Source organism: Acinetobacter guillouiae (assembly GCF_002370525.2).
GTDB classification, from domain to species: Bacteria; Pseudomonadota; Gammaproteobacteria; order Pseudomonadales; family Moraxellaceae; genus Acinetobacter; species Acinetobacter guillouiae.
Genome location: NZ_AP014630.1, coordinates 3152099 through 3174202, shown reverse-complemented (window position 1 = coordinate 3174202; position 22104 = coordinate 3152099). Strand labels below are relative to the sequence as shown.

The following is a 22104-nucleotide window of genomic DNA, read 5'->3' as shown; positions in this document are numbered from 1 at the left end:
CAATAACCTATAAATATAATATTGAAAACGTTACATTTAAGGGCTTGCCAATTAAGCGATTCAACTTAAAATAAAAGTTAGATTTCATTTTTTGATTAAAATTTAATGAATTGAACTTTGACGAATTGAAATCTAAAAATAAAATTTTTGCATTTTTAGGTAAAAGCGAGGCATGGATGTTAGTCGTTGAACCAGATGTAAAGACAGGTTTGTTGCATGGCTTTGAAATAAGAGAGTCATTACAACATACCCAGATTTTAAAGGACTGGTCTTTATCCTATGATCAACTTTCGTCAGGTCATTTTGAAAGTCATTTAAATGAACTATGGCTGGATGATATTCAAATCTATGAAGAAAAAATTAGTCCCTCAACTTTCCAAAGTGGAGAAGGCAAAGCCGACTCATTGTGTTTAGGTGTTTTTTCCAATTTATCTGACCCCGCACTGTGGATGGGGCAAGCATTACAAGGTGCAGAAATTATTTCATTATGCCAAGGCGGTGAAATTATGATGCGAACACCACAACAATCTTCGTTTGTATCCTTGAGTTTGCCCATGTCTTTGTTAGAAGAAGCAGGAGAGATTCCACAAGGGGCAAGTATGTTGACGCATCAGCCCTTGGCACAAGAAATTTATTTTAAACTGACTGCTTTATTAAATCATGTATCTAAACATCCGTATGGGGCAGATTTAGTCTGTATGCAACAGGTAAAGTCCGAGATTTTAGATCTGGGTTTTCGGTATGTTCAAGCCTTGCAACAGCAAAAAAATGAGATTCGTCTATCAGCGCGTAAGGCAAAAATTGTGGTGCAACGCGCACTTGATGCGATGCAATCCTATCAGGATAATCCCTTAACCATGGATGAGTTGTGTCAGCTTACCTATACCTCACGGCGTACTTTGCAAAATTGTTTTGAACTGATTACTGGCCAAAGCCCGGCACAGTTTTTAAAACACTTACGACTCAATGGGGTAAGACGTAGCTTTATTCAAAATGCTGCATCTGTTTCGGTCAGTGAAGTGGCCAGTGCGTGGGGCTTTTGGCATTTATCGCAATTTGCCACAGACTATAAAAAATTGTTTGGTGAAACCCCATCGCAAACATTGGCACAGTGTAAATAAAAATATGTGAGCTGTGGTTGATGTACTTTACTGAATTTTAAAATAAAGCACGCACAATAAAAAAGCATAAGAAATGTTTAGAAATTCCATTGAGATCAATAAAAATATCAAAGCCAGTCAATTGGCTGGCTAACTGCAATGAATGAGATTTATGTTATGCGAGCTAAGTCTTCTTCGTTGGCTGGGAGGGCTGAAAGAGTTTCCAACTGTTTGGTTAAACCAGAGACATCCAATAAATTCTTAAAACGGCGGTTTGATTCTGATGATTCACCATGCGCTGTAGCTGCTGGGGACTGTACCCATCCGCCTACACGTAATACTGATGCATGCAATCTTGTGGTGTGCCAAAAGCACCATTCATCTGTGAAAAATCCGGTTTTCTTTCGCTTCATGTTTAAAATCCATTTTTAATAAAAATCCCATAATGTGGCATTAATATTGATAAATTTAAAAAAATAATAGTAAATAAGTAAAAATCTTTTATTTTGATAAAAATTAAAAAATAAGACTTTTGTGGGGTTGCTAGGTTAAAGCCCTATGCTGTTGTATTTAATTGGATTGAATCTTAAAAAATACCGTAATATGAAAATATTTTAAAATAGTTGTTGTCTTTTTTATGATTTAAATATATAAAATCCCGTAATAGGGAATAATTATTTTAAATGTACCTATCGTAAAGGTGCCGTCTCACAGGAATTCAGGATGAAGTGTGATGAGGCAAAACAACAAGGACGCAAGGAGAACAATATGAAACATTCAGTTTTAGCTGCCATGCTGGCAATAGCAAGTGTACAGGCTGTACAAGCAGAGACAGTTCAAGCAGAGACAGGGACATCCAAGCCAGAAACCTTTATGGATCAGTTTTCTGTACATGGAACATTAACCTTATCCTCTGATTATCGCAGTCGTGGTTTTTCCAAGTCGGATCAAAAACTGTCAGTACAAGGGGGCTTGATTTTGGCGCATCAATCAGGTGCTTATTTAATGCTATGGGGGGCAAGTGCAACAACACCGAATGAGGGCAGCATAGAAGCAGATGCAATACTGGGTTATACATGGCGTATCGATGATAAAAACAGTCTGGATTTCTTTTATGCAGATGTGAATTATCCCGGCGGAAATTTTAGCCCAAATGGAAAATCGGCTGATTTTGGTGAATATGGGGTGATGTACAAACGTGCAGGTACATTTGTTGCGCAAGATAACTTCAATGCAGCAGTTTACTATTCACCGAATTATCTTTTTGGTTCAGGCAACGAATATTATTTTAGTAGTGAATACAGCTTTCCTGTTGTTGAAAATGTACAACTGTTTGGTTCGGCAGGTTATACCAAGCAGGACAGTGTGGCTGAATTTCAGCTAGGCTCAGTCCCAGATAGCAAGAAAGACAGCTACTTTGATTATAAAGTGGGGGTACGTGGTGACTACAAAGGGGTAACCACTGAGCTGGCTTGGGTCGGCAATAATATTGACAGTCAAATGGATATATTTGATGACCGCTTATATGTCAGTGTGACCAAGAATTTTTAAACAATCGTATTGTTTTTTTAGGAGGTAGCGTTGTATCAATTTAGCGAGATCTGTTTTCATTTCTGCTAAGAAACTAATGTCACAAAGTATTGCATCAGTATTCAATATGGATTTAATGAATTAATCATCAAGCTGCATGAGGGCATAATCTATGCAAATAAAAGAATTCAATTATAGTATCTGTGGTACAGGTTTGACTGGTGAGTGATGTTGATCGACCAAGCGTGATTGATTGTATACCCAGTGGCAATACCAATGCACCCACGATTGCCATCGCTGAAAAAGGTGCTGATTTATTAATTCAGTCTCGCTAGATCCCAGACATGAACGGTTCATTTAAAACTGGAATATACGGTCGCTATGTGCTTACGCTGATAACGCCGTATATTTAAAAATTTATGCTTATTTGGGGTTTTAGTATTGTTCTAGATGCTCAACTTCTTCTCGTTGAATTTGGATTTCATCCACTTCGATTGAGTGATGCTTCGGTTTTGGAGATGAGACAATCGATTGAGTTAGATTTTTTGCAGTCTCCAATAAAATCTCAATAATGGTTTCTTGGCGTAATAAATTAAATTGTTGATCAGAGCCCACAACACAGACACTATGAGTCACTTCTTTCGAATCAAAATCTGAAAAAATCGGGGCCGCGATCCCGATATTGCCAACGTTTAATTCATTATTGGTTGCGCAATAGCCATTTTTACGAATGTTCTTGGAAATTTTTAATACATCTTCAAGTGAATAAATATTCAGTGGATCTTTGGAAATTTGGGTTTCATACAGTTGCTTAATTTTTTTTATACTTCGATATGAAGTCAAAACTTTGGCCTGTGCACCCCTAAACAGTGGCAGAGGTCGTCCACGTCCAAAACTAAAATGCATGTCATTATTGGGGCTTAAAATAAAAGTATTAATAATTTTACTGTCATAAAAAGCACTGACAAAAACAGTGAGTCCAGTAATTTGGCTTAAGTTTTCTAGATATGGACGGCCTGTACTTAGCACTGGATCATATTTTCTCATCATCCAGTCAAGCTCAATGACACGAGGGCCAAGGGCATAACCGCCCGGCCCACGTTTTACAATCAGCCCAGCATCACATAATTCTTTGATATAGCGATAAGAGGAAGTTCTTGATAAATCGAACTTTTGTGCGATGAGTTCAGCATCAATTTCTAATTGTTCAGGACCAAAGAGGTTGAGTACATTCAGTATTCTGGCCAGACTGCTATTCATATTTTCTCGATTAAAACGGCAAATTACTTTTTATATCTTTCACGAGTTATGCGATCTGGTCAATTGAAATATTAAAATTGTAAAAAATCCCGTATTATGAAAATAACTATTGAAATAATAAATTTTATGTTTTATAAATCTCTTAATAAGGGAATAACTAAATTTTTCTGGTGAAGAAGATGATCGGTGCGGAATATTTTGTAAAAACGGCTGCGCAACTTGGCTTTGAATATTGTTTTGCTAACCCAGGAACAACAGAAATTCCGATGGTTGCGGTGATGCAAGCGGAAACTAAAATCAAACCTATCCTTTCTCTATTTGAGGGTGTGTGTTCTGGCGCTGCTGATGGATATGGTCGGGTGGCGGCAAAACCTGCTTTGACCCTGACCCATTTGGGGCCTGGCTTTGCCAATAGCATGGCAAATTTGCACAATGCTCGCCGTGCCAATACACCGATCGTCAATATTATTGGGGATCATGCCTCATGGCATGTGAACTATGATCCACCACTTGCCAGTGATATTGAAAGCATGGCAAAAACCGTGTCAGGTTGGGTGCGGATGACCCGCAATGCCAACAGTATTGGTGATGATTTACAGGATGCAATGAAAGCCGCTTGGCAAGCCAAAGGACAAATCGCTACGCTGATCTTACCCATGGATTTTCAAGCCCAACAGATTCAGGGTGTTGGGAAGCATTTTCAGGTTGCCGCACCACAACGTCACTTTATCGCCAGTAAGGTTGAACAGGTTGCTCGGTATTATCAGCAGGGTAAATCGCTGGTGTTTATTGTGGGAGATACTGGTGTAAATGATGAGGGTTTAAAAGCAGCAGGACGTTTGGCGCAATTAGCACATGTGCGTATGTTTGCTGAAACATTCCCATGGATCAGTCATCGAGGTGGTGGTTTGCCAGATCTGGATCGTTTGCCCTATTTTCCTGAAAAGGCGATCGAGGTGTTGGATCAATATGATTATGTGGTGTGTGCAGGTGTTATTGATCCAATTAGCTATTTTGGCTATGAGGGTTTGCCATCGCGCTTGGCAGAACCAGATCGTTTACTTTATCTGGCTGATGTTGGTGAGGATGTACCTGCTGCACTCAATGCACTGGCGGATGAACTGAATGCGCCTGCCTTTGTACCTGTTGCGACGAATGCAATCGACTTACCACCCGCACAAGCAACCTTGAGTCCAGTATCTATTGCGAAAATTCTATCTGCAAGTCTGACCGAGGATTGTATTGTCTCGATTGAGGGCGGGACTTGTGGTTATCCATTTTTTACTGCTTCGAATGATGCGCTAAAACATCGGGTCATGACCAATACCGGTGGTGCAATTGGACAGGGCATTCCTGCTGGTTTTGGTGCTGCATTGGCTGAACGCGGAACACGGGTATTCTGCTTACAATCTGATGGCAGTGCGCAATATACCATTCAAACATTGTGGAGCATTGCCCGTGAAAATTTACCAGTCACAATTCTCATTGCTGCCAATCATCGTTATGCCATTTTGCAAAATGAATTAAGACGTTTTGGTGTCGAAGAATTCAGTGAAACGGCATTGTCTTTAACCGAACTCAATCAACCGAAAATAGATTGGACAGCCTTGGCTAAGGCATATGGCTTAGCATCTACTGTGACGCGAACCAATCAAGAATTACAAACTGCATTGACTCAAACCAATCAAGCAATGCAACCCCATCTAATCGTAATGGAATTATGAGGTGTATCCCATGGCTATAAATGTGATTTTTCCAGAAGTGCATCGTTTTTTAGCGAAACCACAACAATTATTTATTGGCGGTCAATGGACGGACTCAGTCAGTAAACAGACCTTTGATGTTGAAAATCCAGCAACACAAGAGGTGATTGCTCAAGTGGCAAAAGGCGCTGCAGCGGATGTTGATTTGGCAGTCGATGCTGCCAATCAAGCGTTTAAAACGTGGCGTTATGAGATCCCAGCAACACGTGCCAGATTGTTGTATCAATTGGCAGATTTAGTGGAAAAACACACTGAAGAGTTGGCCCAGATTTTAACACTGGATAATGGTAAACCATTATTGTATTCACGTCATGAGTGTGGCGGTGCTGCACATATTTTACGTTACTTTGCGGGTTTTGCGACCAAGGTTGAAGGTCGACAAGTACCAGTTTCAGGTGCACCACAAGGCGCATTTTTAAACTATACCTTACGTGATCCTGTGGGCGTTTGTGCTTTGATTGTGCCATGGAATTTCCCACTGACCATGTGTATTTGGAAACTTGCACCTGCAATGGCTGTGGGCTGTACCGCAATTTTAAAACCTGCTGAACAAACACCATTGATTGCAGTGCGCTTAATGCAGCTTTTTCAAGAAGCAGGTTTTCCAGCAGGGGTGGTTAATCTGGTCACAGGTACAGGGCGTGATGTTGGTGAACCGCTGAGTGCCCATATGCAAGTCAATAAAGTGGCATTTACCGGTTCAACAGTGGTGGGTAAAGCCATTGCCCAACAAGCAACCTCGAATATGAAACGTGTTACTTTAGAGTTAGGCGGTAAGTCACCCAATATTATTTTAGCTGATGCAGATTTGAGTAAAGCGATTCCTGGCGCAGCGCAAGCCATTTTTTATAACCAAGGACAGGTGTGCACCGCAGGTTCCCGTTTGTATGTGCATGAAAAAGTGCTGGATGAAGTGTTGGATGGTTTATGCAAACAGGCGCAGGGCATGAAGATTGCCAATGGTCTAGATGAAAGCTCAACCATGGGGCCACTGGTATCTGAACGCCAATATGCGACAGTCAATCGTTATATTCAGCAGGCATTAGCGGAAGGTGCTGAATTACTGACAGGTGGTCAACGTCCAGCTGGTTTTGATCAAGGCTATTTTGTTGAGCCAACCATTTTCCTTGATCGTGAAGAAAAAGCCTGTATTGCCAAAGAGGAAATATTTGGCCCTGTATTAACGGTGATGAGTTGGTCAGATACGGATGAGTTGATAGAGCGTGCCAATAATTCAATTTACGGTTTAGCAGCTGGAATTTGGACACAGGATCTATCACAAGCACATCAGATTGCAGCCAAATTAGAAGCAGGATCCGTATGGGTAAATTGCTATAACGTGGTGGACCCAGTTTCTCCATTTGGTGGTTATAAACAATCAGGTTGGGGACGTGAAATGAGCCATGATGTGATTGAAGCCTATACTGAAACCAAAAATGTTTGCGTGAATTTGTATTAATTAAGGTCCCTGTGAAACTCCCTTAAAAAAGGGCGTCACTTTCCCACTCAACGTGGGAATGGGGGATTTTTGACTCAAAAAAAGGACTAAAAAATGGATTTAGAATTAAAAGATCGAGTTGCAATCGTTACTGGTGGTGGGATGGGAATTGGTAAAGATGTAGCCCGTCTTTTATCGCAAGAAGGCTGTAAAGTCGTGATCTGCGCGCGCCGTATGAGTTATTTGAATGAGGCGGCCAAAGAGATTGCAACTGAAACGGGTAATGAGGTGTTGCCATTATTTTGTGATACCACAGATATGAAAGCGGTACAGTTTATGGTTGATCAGGCCGTGCAGCATTTTGGACGAATTGATATTTTGGTCAATGGTGCAGCAGCCCCGTCTGGTGTGGTACGTAATGATATTGAACATGCAGAAGATCATGAGCTATTGGGTGATTTAGATACCAAAGTTATTGGCTATTTCCGTTGTATCAAAGCGGTTACACCCTATATGAAAAAGGCTGGTTTTGGTCGGGTCATCAATATTGGTGGCTTAACAGGTCGTGGCAGTAAGGTCATGTCAGGGATGCGTAATCTTGCGATTGCCCATTTGACCAAGACCTTATCTGACCAACTTGGTCCATCGGGGATCACGGTAAATCTGATCCATCCAGGAGTTGTTGATACACCACATATCCAAGAGCTTTATGAACGTGAAGGGATCAAGCAGAACAAAACACCTGAGCAGGTGCGTCAGGGTTATATCGACAGCACACCAATTCGCAGGACACTTGCACCTATTGAAATGGGCTACTTGATTGGTTTTCTGGCTTCACCAAAAGCGGGTGCAATCACAGGTGAGTCGATTGGGATTGATGGTGGTTTGACCCGTGGCATCTTTATCTAAGGAGCAGGCATTATGTCAAATGGAACATTATTAGTGGCGACCGTTGGACAAGCGGTGATCCGTAGTGGTGATGATGGCAAGTTATGGCATCGTTTGGGTGTGGGGCAAGATCTAGAATTTGATGCGATTACTCGCGCTTTATCACAGGATCCTGAACAAGCCAACATCATCTATGCAGGTACAGATATTGGCTTATGTGTCAGCCATGATTGTGGTGGGACATGGCAGCAAATGGATACACCGTTTAAAGGTCAGACCGTTTGGAAAGTTGTTGTTGATCCGCAAAACCGACAAAGAATTTTTGCAGGAACAGGAGCACCTTCACGTGCTGTGCTTTGGCGTAGTTTAGATGGTGGTCAGACTTGGGATGCTGCGCCCGTAGAAATTCCAGAATTTTGTGCAGGGGTCAGTCGTCCACGCTTACTGGCTTTTGCTTATGATCCAACCGATGCCAATAAAATTTGGTTTGGTTTGGAAGAAGGCGGACTCTTTCATTCACAAGATGGTGGTGATACTTGGCAGCGGCTAGATGATCGTTTGCTTTGGGATTTTAATTCTGACGTGCATGCGATTGCGGTGTTGCCAAATCATGGTCAAAAAGTGGTGGTGGTGGTCTGTGTCAATGCGGTGTACCGCAGTTTTGATGACGGACAGACATGGACAGGAATTATTGCCAAAGAAACTTTTGGTTTGTATTACGTGCGTGCAATGTCAGCACATCATCACAGTCAAAGTACCGTGTATATCAGTATTTCGGACGGAACGCCGGGCACCACCAGTAAGATTCTGGTTTCTAAAGATGCAGCAGCAACATGGGAAGTCTTGCCTTTACCGCAACAACCCAACTCATGTATCTGGGCGATTCAGCAAAACTTTAACAATCCAGCGCAGATGGTTGCTGGCACAAAGTATGGTCATCTATTTACCAGTGAAAATGGCGGTAATAGCTGGATTAAACATTGGCGTGAATTTAGTGAAATTGCAGATGTGTTATGGACCCCTGCAAATACTGAGATCAAGGCGCTACATCAATCTGTGATCGAAAAATAATGCGAGCTAAAGATGAAAATAAAAGTATTACGGACGCATCTTTCACTCTTTGTCAGAGATCCTGAAGCATCAGCTCAATGGTATGCCGATGTCTTAGGGATGGTTGAGCATGCGCGTGGTCCAGCATGGATCATGATGAGTTTTGGTGTAAAGCATCATGACATTGCCTTGATCAAGGCGGCGCCTGATGCACAGCAAGGTGGACTCGGCTTGCAGCACTACGGTTTGGAAATAGAGGGAACATTTGAAACCCTGCAGAAATTGCATGGCATGCTGATCCAAAAAGGCGTGGAAGTGGTCAAAACCACAGACCATACCGTAGGCAATGGCCTGTATTTCAATGACCCAGATGGCAATCGTTTAGAGTTCTTTTTAGAAACCATTCATGATGATACAGAAGCGATTAAAGCTTTCCATGATGCTGGGGCTCCAAGCAATCCGATTGAAATAAAACCTATTTTTTAAAGGATTCTGATATGAAAAAAGCAAATTTTGAACAATATCATATTCGTAAATGGTACAGCTTTGTAGAAGAAACACTGGCAAATGAAAGCGGTGTGTTGGCAGATGGTGAACCGGTTTATAAATATGCGGTTGCTGTTGCGATCCATAATCCATTTGCGGGTCAGTTTCAGCAAGATCTCAATGCACTGATTGAAAAATCACCTGAACTGGGGCGTGAATTTGGTCGCCGTATACAGGCTTTGGCACAGGGTCGCGCCATTGAAAGTTATGGCAAAGCCATTTTGGTTGGTATGAATAGCGAATATGAACATGGCAATGCATTTTTAACCAATCCTGCGGCTAACCCAGTACGTGAGGCCATTGGTGGTGGTAAATCATGGGTGCCATCGACAGGTAAACGGGGTGTTGCAGGAACCATTATTGATGTTCCTTTAGCACATAAAGATGCGCTTTATGTACGTTCGCACTATGACACATTTTCTTTATCTTTTAATGATGCACCCAATAACGATGAAATTATCGTGATTTGGGCTTTTGCGACTCGTGGACGCTTACATGCCCGCTTAGGTGGCTTAAAAGCCTCTGAAATTAAAGGTGAAGATGGTCTGAATTAAGCCAGCGATAACGCAGCTCAATCTTAGGCATCGCGCATACATATAAGGATATGAGATTATGCGAATAGGAAGCCATTTTTTTAAAAACCGCAGTGGACTTGGTCTGCATTATTTAACTTGGGGCGAACCTGAGCAGCCTGTCTTAATCATGCTGCATGGATTGCGTTCCTACGCCGCAACATGGCACCTGCTTGCACCACTGCTTGCGGAGCATTTTTATGTGGTGGCACTGGATCAGCGGGGACGTGGACAAAGTGATTGGGCGGAATATTCAAGCTACCAAACTGAATATTATGTACATGATCTTGAAGATTTGATTGCTGAATTAAAGGTAGATCAAATCATCTTATTGGGTCATTCATTAGGTGGAACGAATGCACTTGAATTTACCCGTTTGCATCCTGAGCAGGTTCAGGCATTGATTGTTGAGGATATTGGTCCAGGCTCCTCGATACAAGGCGATGGTGCAGCGCGGATTCGACATGAAATGCAGACTACTCCATTATCTTTTGCTTCATGGGATGAGGCCACAGTATTTTGGCAAAAGCTTCGCCCATTGATTGATGAGCAGGGGATTCAGTCACGTTTGCAACATACCTTAGTGGAAAAAGATGGCCTGATTCATTGGCGCCATGATCAGGAAGGGATTGCCAAGGCACGTTTGAGTTTTCCATCGATCGACCTGTGGCCTGCGGTTAAAAGGTTGACTTGTCCTACGCTATTTATCAAGGGCGGCTTGTCAGATTTCTTAACCACTGAGATACTCGAAAAAATTAAGGAAAACAACAAACTGGTAAAAACAGTGGAAATTGCAGGGGCATCACATTATGTCCATGATGATCAAACTGAGCAATTTAATCAGACCGTACAGGATTTTTTAAGACAGTTTGCTTAGCTGTATAAGGAAGTCAAAGCAAGGGAGCAATAGGGATGAAGCAGGAACACACACAGGTTGTTATTGTTGGCGGTGGGCCAAATGGAATCGCGCTGGCGCATTATATGGGAATGTATGGAATTCAAAGCATTGTGCTTGAAATGAGTCCAGATATTTTACCGTACCCTCGTGCAGTGGGCATGGATGATGAGGCCTTACGTGTCTTGCAAACTATTGGCGTTGCTGATGAAGTTGTAAAAGACATGATCCAAAATGTACCGTTGCGTTATTACAATGCTCGTGGAATTTGTTTTGCTGAAGTGAAACCGTCTGTTGCTGATTATGGTTGGCCGATGCGCAATATCTTTATGCAGCAGCTTTTAGAAAAATCCATGCGGGAAATGTTGCAAGTCTATACACAGGTTGAATTACGTTCTGGGCATGAAATGCTCGATATTACTCAGAGCGAAGAATCGGCAACGGTCAAGGTTAAAGACAGCGATGGTGAAATTTACCAAATTTCAGCCAAATATGTGATTGGTGCAGATGGTGGACGTTCCTGTGTCCGTAAAAAGGCAGGAATTCAGCTTGAGGGCTTAACTCATCCACATAAATGGATTGTGGTGGACGCTGCGCATGATTCTCTGGATGCACCATATACCGCTTTACATGCAGACCCTAACCGCCCATTTGTCTGTATCTATTTGCCTTATCAACAGCGCCGTTGGGAATTTATGCTGTTTGATGGTGAAGACGAAGAAAGCATGTGTAAGGAAGACAACATTCGACAACTGATCCGTAATCATATTGGTGATGCTGTAGATGAACTGGAAATTATTCGAATTCGTGCCTATACCCATAATTCAAGGGTTGCCAATCGCTTTATTCAGGGACGAATTATCCTGATTGGAGATGCGGCACATATTACGCCACCTTGGGCAGGGCAAGGCTTAAACTCAGGTATTCGTGATGTAGGGAACATCGCATGGAAATTGGCTGCGGTATTAAAAAACTACGCCTCCGAAAAAATCATCGCCAGTTATGATGATGAACGCCGTACCCACGCGACAGAATTAGTTGCCTTGGCAGACAATATGGGCATGGTTTTGGGATTGACCAATCCACTTATGGCAGGGGTACGTGATTGGCTATTTCAAGCTTTTAACAATGTCGATGCCTTACGCAGCCATCTGGTTGAATTTAAATTTAAACCGAAACCCTTTATTCATAAAGGTTTGGTCTATCATCCACGTCCGCACATCAAAGAAACCGATGTTGTTGGGAAAATATTTATTCAACCCTATGTCGAAGATGCTCAAGCCCATAAGCTGAAATTTGATGAAATTCTCGGTCAATGGTATGCCGTGATTGCATTTCGAAAAGATCCACTAAAGCATTTATCCGAGCAGACGCGGCAATTTTGGCAAAGTCGGGAGACTCGCTTTATTCAGATCAATCGCGCTAAAAGTGGTCTAAATCGTAAGCAACCTTTAAACGCTTCCGAGCAGGTGATTTGTGTAGAGGATGTGGAGCGTAAACTCGAAGACTGGTTTGATCTTGCCCGTGATGAAGTAGTGATTGTACGTCCTGACCGCTTTATTGCAGCCACCTGTGCTTTGGAAAAGCTTGAAGAAACTCTGGAGAAATTGGCATGTCAGTTGATCAATTAACCGAGTTACAACATCGCTTACTCGATGCGCGTATTGTGCGACATGTATTGGATGCCAATGAGTTTGAATCTCTTGAAACCGATCAGGCTTATCTTAGTCAGGCTCAAATGATCCAACATTATTGTCAGGAAACTGACACTACAGTTTCAGGTTGGAAAGTGGCTCTTTCGGGTGCGCCTGCTCAAGCCAAATATGCTTTGCAACATCCTGTTTATGGTCATCTTTGCTCAGATATGCAATTGGAAAATGAAAGTTGTATAGCGCTGGCAAATCTGTACCAGCCGAAATTAGAAGTTGAATTAGCCTTTATTTTAAAACAAACCATCACCACTGCGGATTTAACCGATGCTGAATTGTTGGCAAAAGTTGGACAAATACGCCCAGCAATTGAAATCGCAGATACGCGCTGGCAAAACTGGCAATTTAATCTCGCTCAATTCTTAGCAGATAATGCTGCGGCACAGTTTTACATACTGGGTGATGAAATAGAGGTCGCTATAGCTGATTTAGATAATCACCCGCTTATAGAGCATACCAACCTAGATGTCACAGTGACCACACAATCTGAAGATCACCCAATCCGCAACTATCTTTGGTTGGTTCGTACCCTCTTGCAACAGGCTAAAAGCTTAAACGCAGGTGATGTGATTTTAACAGGTTCCATCATTCGTCCGATGGATTTAAACATAGGGCAATATGATTTTTCAGTGCTTGGTCAAAAACTCTCGTTGCAAGTGATTTAAATCGGGAAAGTATTGTTGAAGATGTAAAAAAGTTTGGTGTTTGGCACAAATTTAAAAAATAGGAAAACAATAAAATGGCACAACTAAACGACGTGGGTTTATTAAAATCACAGGCATTGATCAATGGTCAGTGGCGAGATGCTGACACGAAACAAACTTTTAATGTGATCAATCCTGCCACAGGTGAAATTATTAGCACTGTACCGAAAATGGGGCAGCAGGAAGCCTTGGATGCCGTTACTGCCGCTGAACAGGCTTTAGCGCTATGGCGTAAAAAAACTGCCAAACAACGTAGTCAGATATTACGTCAATGGTTTGATTTAATCATGCAGCATCAAGATGATCTGGCCTATATATTAACCTTGGAACAAGGAAAACCTTTAGCAGAAGCCAAGGGTGAAATTGCATATGGCGCAGCTTATATCGAATGGTTTGCCGAAGAAGCCAAACGGGTTTATGGCGATATCATTCCCTCTAATGCCGCTGATCAGAAAATTTTAGTCAACAAACAACCCATCGGGGTTTGTGCGGCAATTACCCCGTGGAATTTTCCCAATGCCATGATTACCCGTAAAGTTGCACCGGCCTTAGCGGCAGGTTGTACCATAATTGTCCGTCCAGCCTCGCAAACGCCATTATCAGCCTTTGCCATTGCTGAGTTGGCACAACGCGCAGGTATTCCAGCGGGGGTATTCAATGTCATCACTGGAAGCTCTAGCGAAATCGGTGAGGTATTGACTACAGATGAACGCGTGCAGAAGTTTAGTTTTACAGGTTCAACTGAGGTGGGTAAAAAGTTGATTGCACAATGTGCGTCAACAGTGAAAAAAGTGTCGATGGAGTTGGGTGGGAATGCTCCATTTATTGTATTTAATGATGCCGATCTTGATGCTGCTGTAACAGGTGCGATTGCAAGTAAATTTCGCAATGCAGGGCAGACCTGTGTCTGTGCCAATCGAATATATGTGCAATCAGCGGTCTATGATGTATTTATCGAAAAATTAGTTGCGGCGGTAAAACAGTTTAAGGTCGGTAATGGTATGCAGGCTGGCGTAGATTTTGGACCCGTCATTGACGCTGCAGCGATTCGCAAAGTGACAGAACATATTGACGATGCAGTAAGTAAAGGTGCCCAGATTGTATTGGGTGGAAAGCCTCATCCATGCGGGGCACTGTTCTTTGAACCGACCATTGTCAAAGATGTTACTGCTGAAATGAAAGTTGCCAAAGAAGAAACTTTTGGTCCATTGGCGCCTGTATTTAAGTTTGAAACAGAAGAAGAGGTCATCGCCTATGCCAATGACACTGAGTTCGGTTTGGCATCTTATTTTTATACTCAGGATTTAGGCAGGGCAATGCGTGTATCTGATGCCTTAGCGTATGGCATGGTGGCACTGAATACTGGAATATTGTCCAACGAAGTGGCGCCGTTTGGTGGGATAAAGCAATCTGGATTAGGACGAGAAGGCTCCAAATATGGAATAGAAGACTATTTGGAAATTAAATATGTGTTGTTCGCTGGATTAAGCAAATAATCAATTGTGAGGACTAAGCAAATGAGTAATGAAAAATTTGAAAAAGGACTGGCGATCCGTAAACAAGTACTCGGCGAAGAATATGTTAATCATTCTATGAACAATGCTGATGATTTTAACTGGCCATTACTAGAGTTAACCACTGAGTATTGTTGGGGTGCAGTTTGGGGGCGAGAGGGGCTGACTAAACCTGAACGAAGTCTGATTAATCTGGCTATGATCTCAGCACTTAACCGCCCAAATGAGCTTAAGTTACATGTGAAAGGTGCGTTACGTAATGGCGTCCCAAAAGACAAAATTCGAGAAGTCCTATTGCAAGTCACAATTTACTGTGGTGTGCCTGCTGGTGTAGATAGCTTCCGTATTGCCAAAGAAGCGATTGCAGAATATGAACGAGAAAATGGTTAGTGTTTATTTTAGATCGATAATCTAATTTGTTTTGATCTATAGGCATCTTTCAGAAGTCTTTTTTTAAACCATAAATCAACATAAAATTCCCCTCATCCTAGTCTTCTCCCAGCGGGAGAAGGAACTTTCAATACGACTATGAATCACTCCATATGATTGTTTTTTGATTTATAAAAGCGTTCTAATCAAATATTTAATTAATGACAATTTTGTAATAAAAATGCTTTATCGAATATTTACCAATATCTTGTTTCTTTTTTGTGTAAATGTAATTGTAAATTTAAAAAACTATTATATAAAATTAATCATTGACTTTTAAAATGAGTAGGATCGTGTAAGTTCACACAGATATGGAATCGCTTTAGTATTATTTTAAACTAATTTATTGAAATCTATTTTTTCATTTGTAGAGCAGTAACTTACTTGGTTGAGTTTTTAAATATCATGAATATTGTTTACAGAAAGTTGTAATGGGAAAGAAGCTGTTTTTTGTTTGGCTATTGGTGTTTCAATTTACATTTCAGAATGTCTGGTATGTTGTTGAATCTTTATGTCTTAATGAAATTTCAACGCAAACCCATATAAAACAAAATATCAATGATAAAGAATTACTTATAGCCATGAGCGATGTTGAAAGAAATATTGAAAAAATAAGATATAACAATGAAATAAATCAGTTTTGTCAAAATATTTGTTTAAATGATAAATGTAATTTCATATCGAACTTTGCTGATTTAAAAATTGAGCGTAAATTTGAAAATACATTCAACCCATTTTTTAATCTTCTGACTTTTCAGAGATACAGATGGTTGAATTTATATCAATCCCCTGAATTAAATAATTTATCTCCTCCTCCTAAATTCAAGCAGCTATACGGTGGTTAGCTAAAGCAGCTCCCACCATTTTATATTTTTTGTATATGCTGAGGAGTATTTAAATGTTTAGTCAAAAAAAATATATATGTTATTTTGTGAAATCATTATCTTTAAACTCTGTTTTTAAAATAAATATTTTACATTATTTAATTTTGATAAGTAACCACTTGGAACTTTATCTAAAAGATGATGTGTATTTAATTTATTGTGGGAGGAAATAAAATGAGTATTATATTTTCTTCCAGAATAAGGACCATGGGCTCAAGAGTTATTGGTTTTATATTGGCATTTATCATTGCTGTTAGTTTTGGTCTATGGCACGACACTTTCCCCTTGATTGAGCATCTTTTATGGTTACTCGGTTGGTTTTTAGTGGGGATCGGAGCAATGGGGCGGATATGGTGTAGTATCTATATTTTAGGCCATAAAAACGCGAAGTTAGTTATGGATGGTCCGTATTCCATCTGTCGAAATCCACTCTATTTCTTTAGTTTTTTAGCTGCGCTGGGGATTATGTTTTTAACCGAAACCTTGTTCTTTCCTGTGGCTTTTAGCGTGTTCTTTTTAGTTTATTATTACTTTGTCATTCGTCAAGAAGAGCGTTTTTTGAGGAAAAAATTTGATCAATTGTATTTGAATTATACTCAAACCACACCACGCTTTTGGCCGAGTTTTAAAAACTATTCTGAACCGCAATATTGTCAAGTCTCATCAAAACATTTTAGGTTGTTCCTCACGCAGGTGATCTGGTTTTTCTGGATTGCTGCGTTTGTACAACTGTTTGAAGAGCTTCGCTTGTTAGGGGTTTTCCCTATTTATTTTAATATATTTTAATCCGATTTTATTTTATTTTATTAACCTGAATTGAGGGCAGTTTATACTTAGAGTATCCAGTAAAAATCATGTTATTGGGTACGCTATGGTGAATATATTGGATGGATGATTTTTAAACTGAATATGCATAAATCCAGATAAAATCCCCTCATCCTAGCCTTCTCCCAACGGGAGAAGGGACTTTCAATACCGATATGATTTACTCCAGATGATCATTTTGTGATTCATGAAAAAGATCGAATATATTTTTATTCTTTTTTAATTTAAAGAAACTTTCTCGCTATTTTTCCCTATTTTATTTTTCTTTTAAAATGAAGAATTCAAGAGAGCCGATATTTTTAATCAATTTATCAAGGGTTTTCCTTCATCTGTCTAAGCAATGGATGAAGAATTAAAAGATCATAGTTGCTGGGTTCTTCTCATTTTTAATCGCTTTAAACACCAATAGTAAATGCTGTTGATCCATGTCAAAAAGCACTTTTTAAATAGATCAGAAAAAAACCGCTTGAAAATTAATCTAAGTGGATTATTATATTTAATCTAAGTGGATTAAAAGCCAGTCCATTTAAGTGATCAATTAAAATTAAAATGAAATCGCCATCGTTCTAGGATTGAAGGGCATGGTACATAGGAAACATAAGTTATGGAAAAGATGAATAAATTAAAAGTAGGGATACTGCTGACAACGGTTATGGGTTCAATCACTTTAAGTGCTTGTAACGACAATGATGATTCAGAACGTGTAACTCAACCGCCTAAAGCAGAACTGACGGATTGTATGTGGCAAAATGCTGTTTCGAGTAAGGATGGAACAGGTGGTGCCAATCCAATGAATTATGCGCTTCCAGACTCCAATGTAAATTACTGGTCGAGTGAATTTACAGTGCCAGAAGGTGCAAAAGTTTTTATCGATGGTGATTATCCTTACGCTCGTCACACCTCTCTGGTTAGCTATACAGCCAAAGGAGAGCGAGTTAATTCTCTGGTAGATGTCAATATTAAACCCAATCAAGGTGTGACCAATCCCTTCATTGTGGGTAATAACCGCTTAAATAAAGAAAGAGGATTTAAAGCTGAGTTGGTGTTAGGTGATCTACCTGCATCACCTAAAGAAAATACTTTATATGCGCCTAAAACAGACAGCAATGAAGTGGCGTTAATCTATCGTGTTTATGTGCCGAATAAAGGCTTTAATGAGAAAGGCGGAGTCAATTTCCCACGCTATAAAGTACAGTTAGCCAATGGTGAAATCAAAACAGGCGCTGAGGTCTGTACAGTCCTTAAAGTCAAAGAAAAAGCTTTGGATAATGTACAAACACCTTTGAGCGTGATTTTAAGTTTATACAATAAACAACCTTATGTGGGTTTCCCTGCGCAATTGAAGCCAACATGGTATACCGCCTATAACGGACCTGCGAATATTAGTTGTATTTATAAATATAACTTAGAGCAGTGTGAAGGGTTTAAAACAGAACGTAAGCTAAACCAGTGGGCTACGCCAGATAACGAATATACCTTCTCTGTGATTAGCCGCAAACTTGGTAAGGTGGTCGTGATAAAAGGTAAACTGCCACAAATCGCTGCAACCTCTGGTAACGAAACTACTTTAGCCAAAGGCGATATTCGTTATTGGTCGATTTGTACCAATGAACTGATTTCGACAGCAACCAACTTCTGTATTTATGACGAGCAAATGAAGCATAAAGACAAAAATGGTTTTTATACCCTTGTTGTATCATTACCCGAAGATCGTCCAAAGAATGCCACAGAAGAATGTGGGATTTCTTATTTGCCTTTAAGCCCGCGTGGTGATGGTTATACTGGTCCAGATGCTGTGGAGAAAGGGCATAATGATGTTGGTTTCTTGATTATGAGAAATTTATTACCGTATTCAAGCTTTAATCAAGCGATCCAGAACACGAAAGTTTGGGGAGATGAAAAAACGGTGATGGGTGATTATTTACCAGAGCTTAACTATACATCTAAAGAGGAATTTGAAGCCAAAGGTTGTTCGTAATTCATCCGTTAAAAATAAGCCAATCTGATTCGAGATTGGTTTATTTTTTATCATTTTTGATATAAAAGAGACCTCTCTTTTTATTTTCTCTATGGAATGTGATGAGTAATCAAACCAAAGAAAAGCTTATCGAGGCAGCGATTGTTCTGTTTTCGCAGAACAATATCGAAACTTTGTCTGTACAGAAAATTAATGAAACTGCAAAAGTAGCCAACAAATCAGCTTTATATTACCACTTCAAATCGAAATGGGGATTGGTTGAAGCTGCACTAGATCATGTCATGACACCCTATGTCAAAGACAGTCTAGCGCTATTAAATGCAATTCAACCTGAACAGGTACAAGTGTCTGATGTGGTAGATGCCTTGATGAAACCGATGGTGAAGATTCTTTTACAGGAAAATGGCATACATTATTTAAAGTTCTTTTCTAAAACCATTAGTGCTGGAGATGAAGGGCGGATCATTGTTGTAAAAACACTGGTACCTATTTCAGATAAAGCAGTCGAATTATTACAACTGGCTTTGCCCGATGCGGAGCCTGATGCGATTGCATTAAAAGTACTGTTTACCTTCAATACCATTCTCAATGTGGTTAGTGATATTGGTCTTGAGCATTTTTGGCCGACCAAGGTGAAAGATCACAAGCTACTGGGTAAATATTTAAAAGACTATATTGAAGGTGGAATTCGTTTTAAGGTAAATCAACATTATGATTAGCCTAAACTGATCATTGATTAAAAATGTTGCTACTAAAAACGATGTAAGTCAAAAATGATGTGAGCTAAAGACGAGCATGAGTTAATTAACGATCATGAATGAACTTATGGAGGAAAAAGGATTTTATAGCGAGATTAAGTCATCGTATTAGATGCCGAATGAAAAGAACAGTACAGATCAGAAAATCAAAAATTATGGATATTTTGAAGAAGGAACGACAATGAAAATTAAATTTTTAACGGTCTCATTGATGTTTATTTTGCCATTTTCTGTTTTTGCAGCAAATGGACAAGTCGAAAAAGCGGTCATTGAATCAAATAATGCGTATAAAACGAAATATAATTTAGACGATATGACTGAGTTTAATTATGCGCAAAAAGGCTTTATTGCCAAGCCAACAGGTCAAATTAAAAGTGAAAAAGGCAATGTAATCTGGGATTTTGATGCGTTTAATTTTTTAAATGATCCAGCACCAAATACTGTTAATCCTGCGCTATGGCGACAAGCAAAGCTCAACAATAATGTTGGTCTATTTAAAGTCACAGATCGAGTTTGGCAAATTCGTGGTTTTGATTTGGCAAATATGACCATTATTCAGGGCGATACTGGCTGGATTATTGTGGATACATTGACCTCGAAAGAAACGGCAGAAGCAGCACTTAAATTTGCGAGGCAGCATTTAGGTGAGCAAAAAATTTCAGCCATTATCTTTACCCATAGCCATATCGATCATTTTGGTGGTGCGTTAGGGGTTCTTTCTACAGAAGAAATTAACGCTAGAAAAACCCCAATTATTGCGCCACAAGGCTTTATGGAAGAAGCGACCAGTGAAAATGTGATGGCAGGTTCAGCCATGATACGTCGTGCGACTTATATGTATGGAACTTTTCTATCTAAAAATGCAGAAGGGCTGGTGGATACAGGTTTAGGTAAGGCTGTTGCTGTGGGGAAAATGGGCATCCTTGAGCCTACACAATTGATCACTCAAGCAGAACAGAAAATGAGCATTGATGGTTTGGATTTTGTGTTTTATAACGTGCCAGGTTCAGAAGCACCAGCAGAGTTAACCTTCTCTATTCCATCACTGAAACTTTATAATGGCGCAGAAATTCTTTCGCATACCATGCATAATCTTTATACCCTCCGCGGTGCTAAAGTCCGTGATGCCTTAAAATGGGTAGGGTATTTAGACCAAGCAATGCAGCATGCCAAAGCATCCGATGTATTGATTGCACAGCATCATTGGCCTGTCTGGGGCAATGACAATATTCAAGATTTTATTAAAACCCAGCGAGATGTTTATAAGTTCACGCATGATCAGACGGTAAGATATATGAACTCTGGTTTTAATGGTGCTGAAATTGCTGAGAAAATTCAGCTTCCAGCGGCACTTGATCAAAAACTATATGCGCATGGCTATTATGGAACCCTTAAGCATAATGTAAAAGCGGTATACCAATACTATATGGGATGGTTCGATGCTCATCCTTCCAATTTAGATCCATTACCGCCTAAAGCTGTTGCAAAAAAATATATTGAGTTGGCAGGCGGGGAGAACAATGCATTGAAAAATGCGCAGGATGCTTATGCTCAAGCTGACTATAGATGGGCTGCCGAGATTTTAAAACATATTGTATTGAATAACCCTCAAAACCAGCAAGCAAAAGACTTATTGGCAAATACGTATCGTCAATTGGGCTATGCTGCTGAGGCTTCAACTTGGCGTAATTTCTTTTTGGTGGGCGCTCAAGAGCTACAAAATAATATACCCCTACAAAATACGTCTGATCCGAGTGATTTATTGATTCACACGCCAACTGAAAGATTTCTTGAAGCCATGGCGACAAATTTAGATGTGGAAAATTTAAAAAATGAAAACCAGTGTATCAATCTGGTTTTGTCGGATACCCAAGAGAATTTTTCATTATGGATAGAAAATTCAGTCATGCAGTTTAAACGTCATGATGACAGTAATGGTTTGGCATCGGATTGCCCAACATTAACCGTAACCAAGCCCTTATATCTAAAAATGATTACAGGTCAAATAGAAGGGGTAAAAGTCCTGCTTTCTAAAGACAGTAAAGTCAAAGGTAATCCATTGAAAATTGGAAAATTCTTTGCAATGTTTAAACGTCCAGATTCAATTTTCCCAATTGTGACTCGACCAAATGGTTAGGGGAAAATGACGAAGCTTAAATGTTTAGGCTTGAATCAATAGAGCTGAATAAAATGGGAGGACTTATAGACAAAGTTCTCTCATTTTTTATATCAGTATCTCAATAAAAGCTCTTGTTTCATCA

Annotated in this window: 20 protein-coding genes; 18 read left to right on the top strand and 2 right to left on the bottom strand. The window is 40.1% G+C overall.

Features of this window, described 5'->3' with window-relative positions; genetic code table 11:
- The first annotated feature begins 176 nt into the window (after positions 1–176).
- A complete protein-coding gene (locus AS4_RS14905) occupies positions 177–1121 on the top strand; it encodes a helix-turn-helix domain-containing protein (protein WP_126606936.1) in 945 nt (314 codons plus the stop codon).
- A gap of 149 nt (positions 1122–1270) precedes the next feature.
- Here the strand turns inward: AS4_RS14905 and AS4_RS14900 are convergent, their stop codons facing one another.
- A complete protein-coding gene (locus AS4_RS14900) occupies positions 1271–1513 on the bottom strand; it encodes a hypothetical protein (protein ID WP_197724418.1) in 243 nt (80 codons plus the stop codon).
- 355 nt (positions 1514–1868) lie between these two features.
- Here AS4_RS14900 and AS4_RS14895 point away from each other — a divergent pair, with 355 nt between their 5' ends.
- Complete coding sequence (locus AS4_RS14895; protein ID WP_167468953.1) at positions 1869–2651, top strand: TorF family putative porin; 783 nt, start codon at positions 1869–1871, stop codon at positions 2649–2651.
- A 414-nt stretch (positions 2652–3065) separates the two neighbouring features.
- Here AS4_RS14895 and AS4_RS14885 read toward each other — a convergent pair whose 3' ends face one another.
- On the bottom strand, positions 3066–3890 hold the full coding sequence (locus tag AS4_RS14885; RefSeq protein ID WP_096734678.1) for an IclR family transcriptional regulator: 825 nt from the start codon (positions 3888–3890) through the stop codon (positions 3066–3068).
- Between the two features lie 179 nt (positions 3891–4069).
- Here AS4_RS14885 and AS4_RS14880 point away from each other — a divergent pair, with 179 nt between their 5' ends.
- From AS4_RS14880 to AS4_RS14805, 16 genes are all read left to right on the top strand, one after another.
- Positions 4070–5614 carry an acetolactate synthase large subunit gene (locus tag AS4_RS14880; RefSeq protein WP_096734677.1) on the top strand — a complete coding sequence of 515 codons (1545 nt, stop codon included), beginning with the start codon at positions 4070–4072 and terminating at the stop codon, positions 5612–5614.
- 10 nt (positions 5615–5624) lie between these two features.
- Complete coding sequence (locus AS4_RS14875; protein ID WP_096734676.1) at positions 5625–7112, top strand: aldehyde dehydrogenase family protein; 1488 nt, start codon at positions 5625–5627, stop codon at positions 7110–7112.
- A 93-nt stretch (positions 7113–7205) separates the two neighbouring features.
- The gene (locus AS4_RS14870; RefSeq protein WP_004822873.1) at positions 7206–8000 is read left to right on the top strand and encodes an SDR family NAD(P)-dependent oxidoreductase; all 795 of its coding nucleotides are present in this window, start codon (positions 7206–7208) and stop codon (positions 7998–8000) included.
- A 12-nt stretch (positions 8001–8012) separates the two neighbouring features.
- Entirely contained in the window at positions 8013–9050 is a 1038-nt protein-coding gene (locus AS4_RS14865; RefSeq protein WP_096734675.1) for a WD40/YVTN/BNR-like repeat-containing protein, read from the top strand.
- A 12-nt stretch (positions 9051–9062) separates the two neighbouring features.
- A complete protein-coding gene (locus AS4_RS14860) occupies positions 9063–9515 on the top strand; it encodes a VOC family protein (RefSeq protein ID WP_096734674.1) in 453 nt (150 codons plus the stop codon).
- Positions 9516–9526: 11 nt separating this feature from the next.
- A complete protein-coding gene (locus AS4_RS14855) occupies positions 9527–10129 on the top strand; it encodes an amino acid synthesis family protein (protein WP_096734673.1) in 603 nt (200 codons plus the stop codon).
- A 58-nt stretch (positions 10130–10187) separates the two neighbouring features.
- On the top strand, positions 10188–11024 hold the full coding sequence (locus AS4_RS14850) for an alpha/beta fold hydrolase (RefSeq protein WP_096734672.1): 837 nt from the start codon (positions 10188–10190) through the stop codon (positions 11022–11024).
- A 35-nt stretch (positions 11025–11059) separates the two neighbouring features.
- Positions 11060–12673, top strand: a complete 1614-nt coding sequence (locus AS4_RS14845) for a bifunctional 3-(3-hydroxy-phenyl)propionate/3-hydroxycinnamic acid hydroxylase (RefSeq protein WP_096734671.1) — start codon at positions 11060–11062, stop codon at positions 12671–12673.
- The gene (locus tag AS4_RS14840; RefSeq protein ID WP_096734670.1) at positions 12655–13416 is read left to right on the top strand and encodes a 2-keto-4-pentenoate hydratase; all 762 of its coding nucleotides are present in this window, start codon (positions 12655–12657) and stop codon (positions 13414–13416) included. Before AS4_RS14845 ends, AS4_RS14840 begins: the two co-directional genes overlap by 19 nt.
- A gap of 74 nt (positions 13417–13490) precedes the next feature.
- On the top strand, positions 13491–14951 hold the full coding sequence (locus AS4_RS14835) for an NAD-dependent succinate-semialdehyde dehydrogenase (protein WP_096734669.1): 1461 nt from the start codon (positions 13491–13493) through the stop codon (positions 14949–14951).
- A 21-nt stretch (positions 14952–14972) separates the two neighbouring features.
- Positions 14973–15359, top strand: coding sequence for a carboxymuconolactone decarboxylase family protein (locus tag AS4_RS14830; protein WP_096734668.1), 387 nt, complete (start codon positions 14973–14975; stop codon positions 15357–15359).
- A 470-nt stretch (positions 15360–15829) separates the two neighbouring features.
- A complete protein-coding gene (locus AS4_RS14825; protein ID WP_096734667.1) occupies positions 15830–16243 on the top strand; it encodes a hypothetical protein in 414 nt (137 codons plus the stop codon).
- A 213-nt stretch (positions 16244–16456) separates the two neighbouring features.
- Complete coding sequence (locus AS4_RS14820; protein WP_096734666.1) at positions 16457–17068, top strand: methyltransferase family protein; 612 nt, start codon at positions 16457–16459, stop codon at positions 17066–17068.
- 643 nt (positions 17069–17711) lie between these two features.
- Positions 17712–19085 (top strand): hypothetical protein, encoded by a 1374-nt coding sequence (locus AS4_RS14815; protein WP_096734665.1) that lies wholly within the window; start codon positions 17712–17714, stop codon positions 19083–19085.
- A 101-nt stretch (positions 19086–19186) separates the two neighbouring features.
- Complete coding sequence (locus tag AS4_RS14810; RefSeq protein ID WP_096734664.1) at positions 19187–19804, top strand: TetR/AcrR family transcriptional regulator; 618 nt, start codon at positions 19187–19189, stop codon at positions 19802–19804.
- A 220-nt stretch (positions 19805–20024) separates the two neighbouring features.
- Entirely contained in the window at positions 20025–21980 is a 1956-nt protein-coding gene (locus AS4_RS14805) for an alkyl/aryl-sulfatase (protein ID WP_096735541.1), read from the top strand.
- Positions 21981–22104 lie beyond the last annotated feature (124 nt).

Coding starts and splice junctions, on each gene's coding strand:
- AS4_RS14905 (WP_126606936.1), top strand. CDS start 177: ATGTTAGTCGTTGAACCAGATGTAAAGACAGGTTTGTTGCATGGCTTT.
- AS4_RS14900 (WP_197724418.1), bottom strand. CDS start 1,513: ATGAAGCGAAAGAAAACCGGATTTTTCACAGATGAATGGTGCTTTTGG.
- AS4_RS14895 (WP_167468953.1), top strand. CDS start 1,869: ATGAAACATTCAGTTTTAGCTGCCATGCTGGCAATAGCAAGTGTACAG.
- AS4_RS14885 (WP_096734678.1), bottom strand. CDS start 3,890: ATGAATAGCAGTCTGGCCAGAATACTGAATGTACTCAACCTCTTTGGT.
- AS4_RS14880 (WP_096734677.1), top strand. CDS start 4,070: ATGATCGGTGCGGAATATTTTGTAAAAACGGCTGCGCAACTTGGCTTT.
- AS4_RS14875 (WP_096734676.1), top strand. CDS start 5,625: ATGGCTATAAATGTGATTTTTCCAGAAGTGCATCGTTTTTTAGCGAAA.
- AS4_RS14870 (WP_004822873.1), top strand. CDS start 7,206: ATGGATTTAGAATTAAAAGATCGAGTTGCAATCGTTACTGGTGGTGGG.
- AS4_RS14865 (WP_096734675.1), top strand. CDS start 8,013: ATGTCAAATGGAACATTATTAGTGGCGACCGTTGGACAAGCGGTGATC.
- AS4_RS14860 (WP_096734674.1), top strand. CDS start 9,063: ATGAAAATAAAAGTATTACGGACGCATCTTTCACTCTTTGTCAGAGAT.
- AS4_RS14855 (WP_096734673.1), top strand. CDS start 9,527: ATGAAAAAAGCAAATTTTGAACAATATCATATTCGTAAATGGTACAGC.
- AS4_RS14850 (WP_096734672.1), top strand. CDS start 10,188: ATGCGAATAGGAAGCCATTTTTTTAAAAACCGCAGTGGACTTGGTCTG.
- AS4_RS14845 (WP_096734671.1), top strand. CDS start 11,060: ATGAAGCAGGAACACACACAGGTTGTTATTGTTGGCGGTGGGCCAAAT.
- AS4_RS14840 (WP_096734670.1), top strand. CDS start 12,655: ATGTCAGTTGATCAATTAACCGAGTTACAACATCGCTTACTCGATGCG.
- AS4_RS14835 (WP_096734669.1), top strand. CDS start 13,491: ATGGCACAACTAAACGACGTGGGTTTATTAAAATCACAGGCATTGATC.
- AS4_RS14830 (WP_096734668.1), top strand. CDS start 14,973: ATGAGTAATGAAAAATTTGAAAAAGGACTGGCGATCCGTAAACAAGTA.
- AS4_RS14825 (WP_096734667.1), top strand. CDS start 15,830: ATGGGAAAGAAGCTGTTTTTTGTTTGGCTATTGGTGTTTCAATTTACA.
- AS4_RS14820 (WP_096734666.1), top strand. CDS start 16,457: ATGAGTATTATATTTTCTTCCAGAATAAGGACCATGGGCTCAAGAGTT.
- AS4_RS14815 (WP_096734665.1), top strand. CDS start 17,712: ATGGAAAAGATGAATAAATTAAAAGTAGGGATACTGCTGACAACGGTT.
- AS4_RS14810 (WP_096734664.1), top strand. CDS start 19,187: ATGAGTAATCAAACCAAAGAAAAGCTTATCGAGGCAGCGATTGTTCTG.
- AS4_RS14805 (WP_096735541.1), top strand. CDS start 20,025: ATGAAAATTAAATTTTTAACGGTCTCATTGATGTTTATTTTGCCATTT.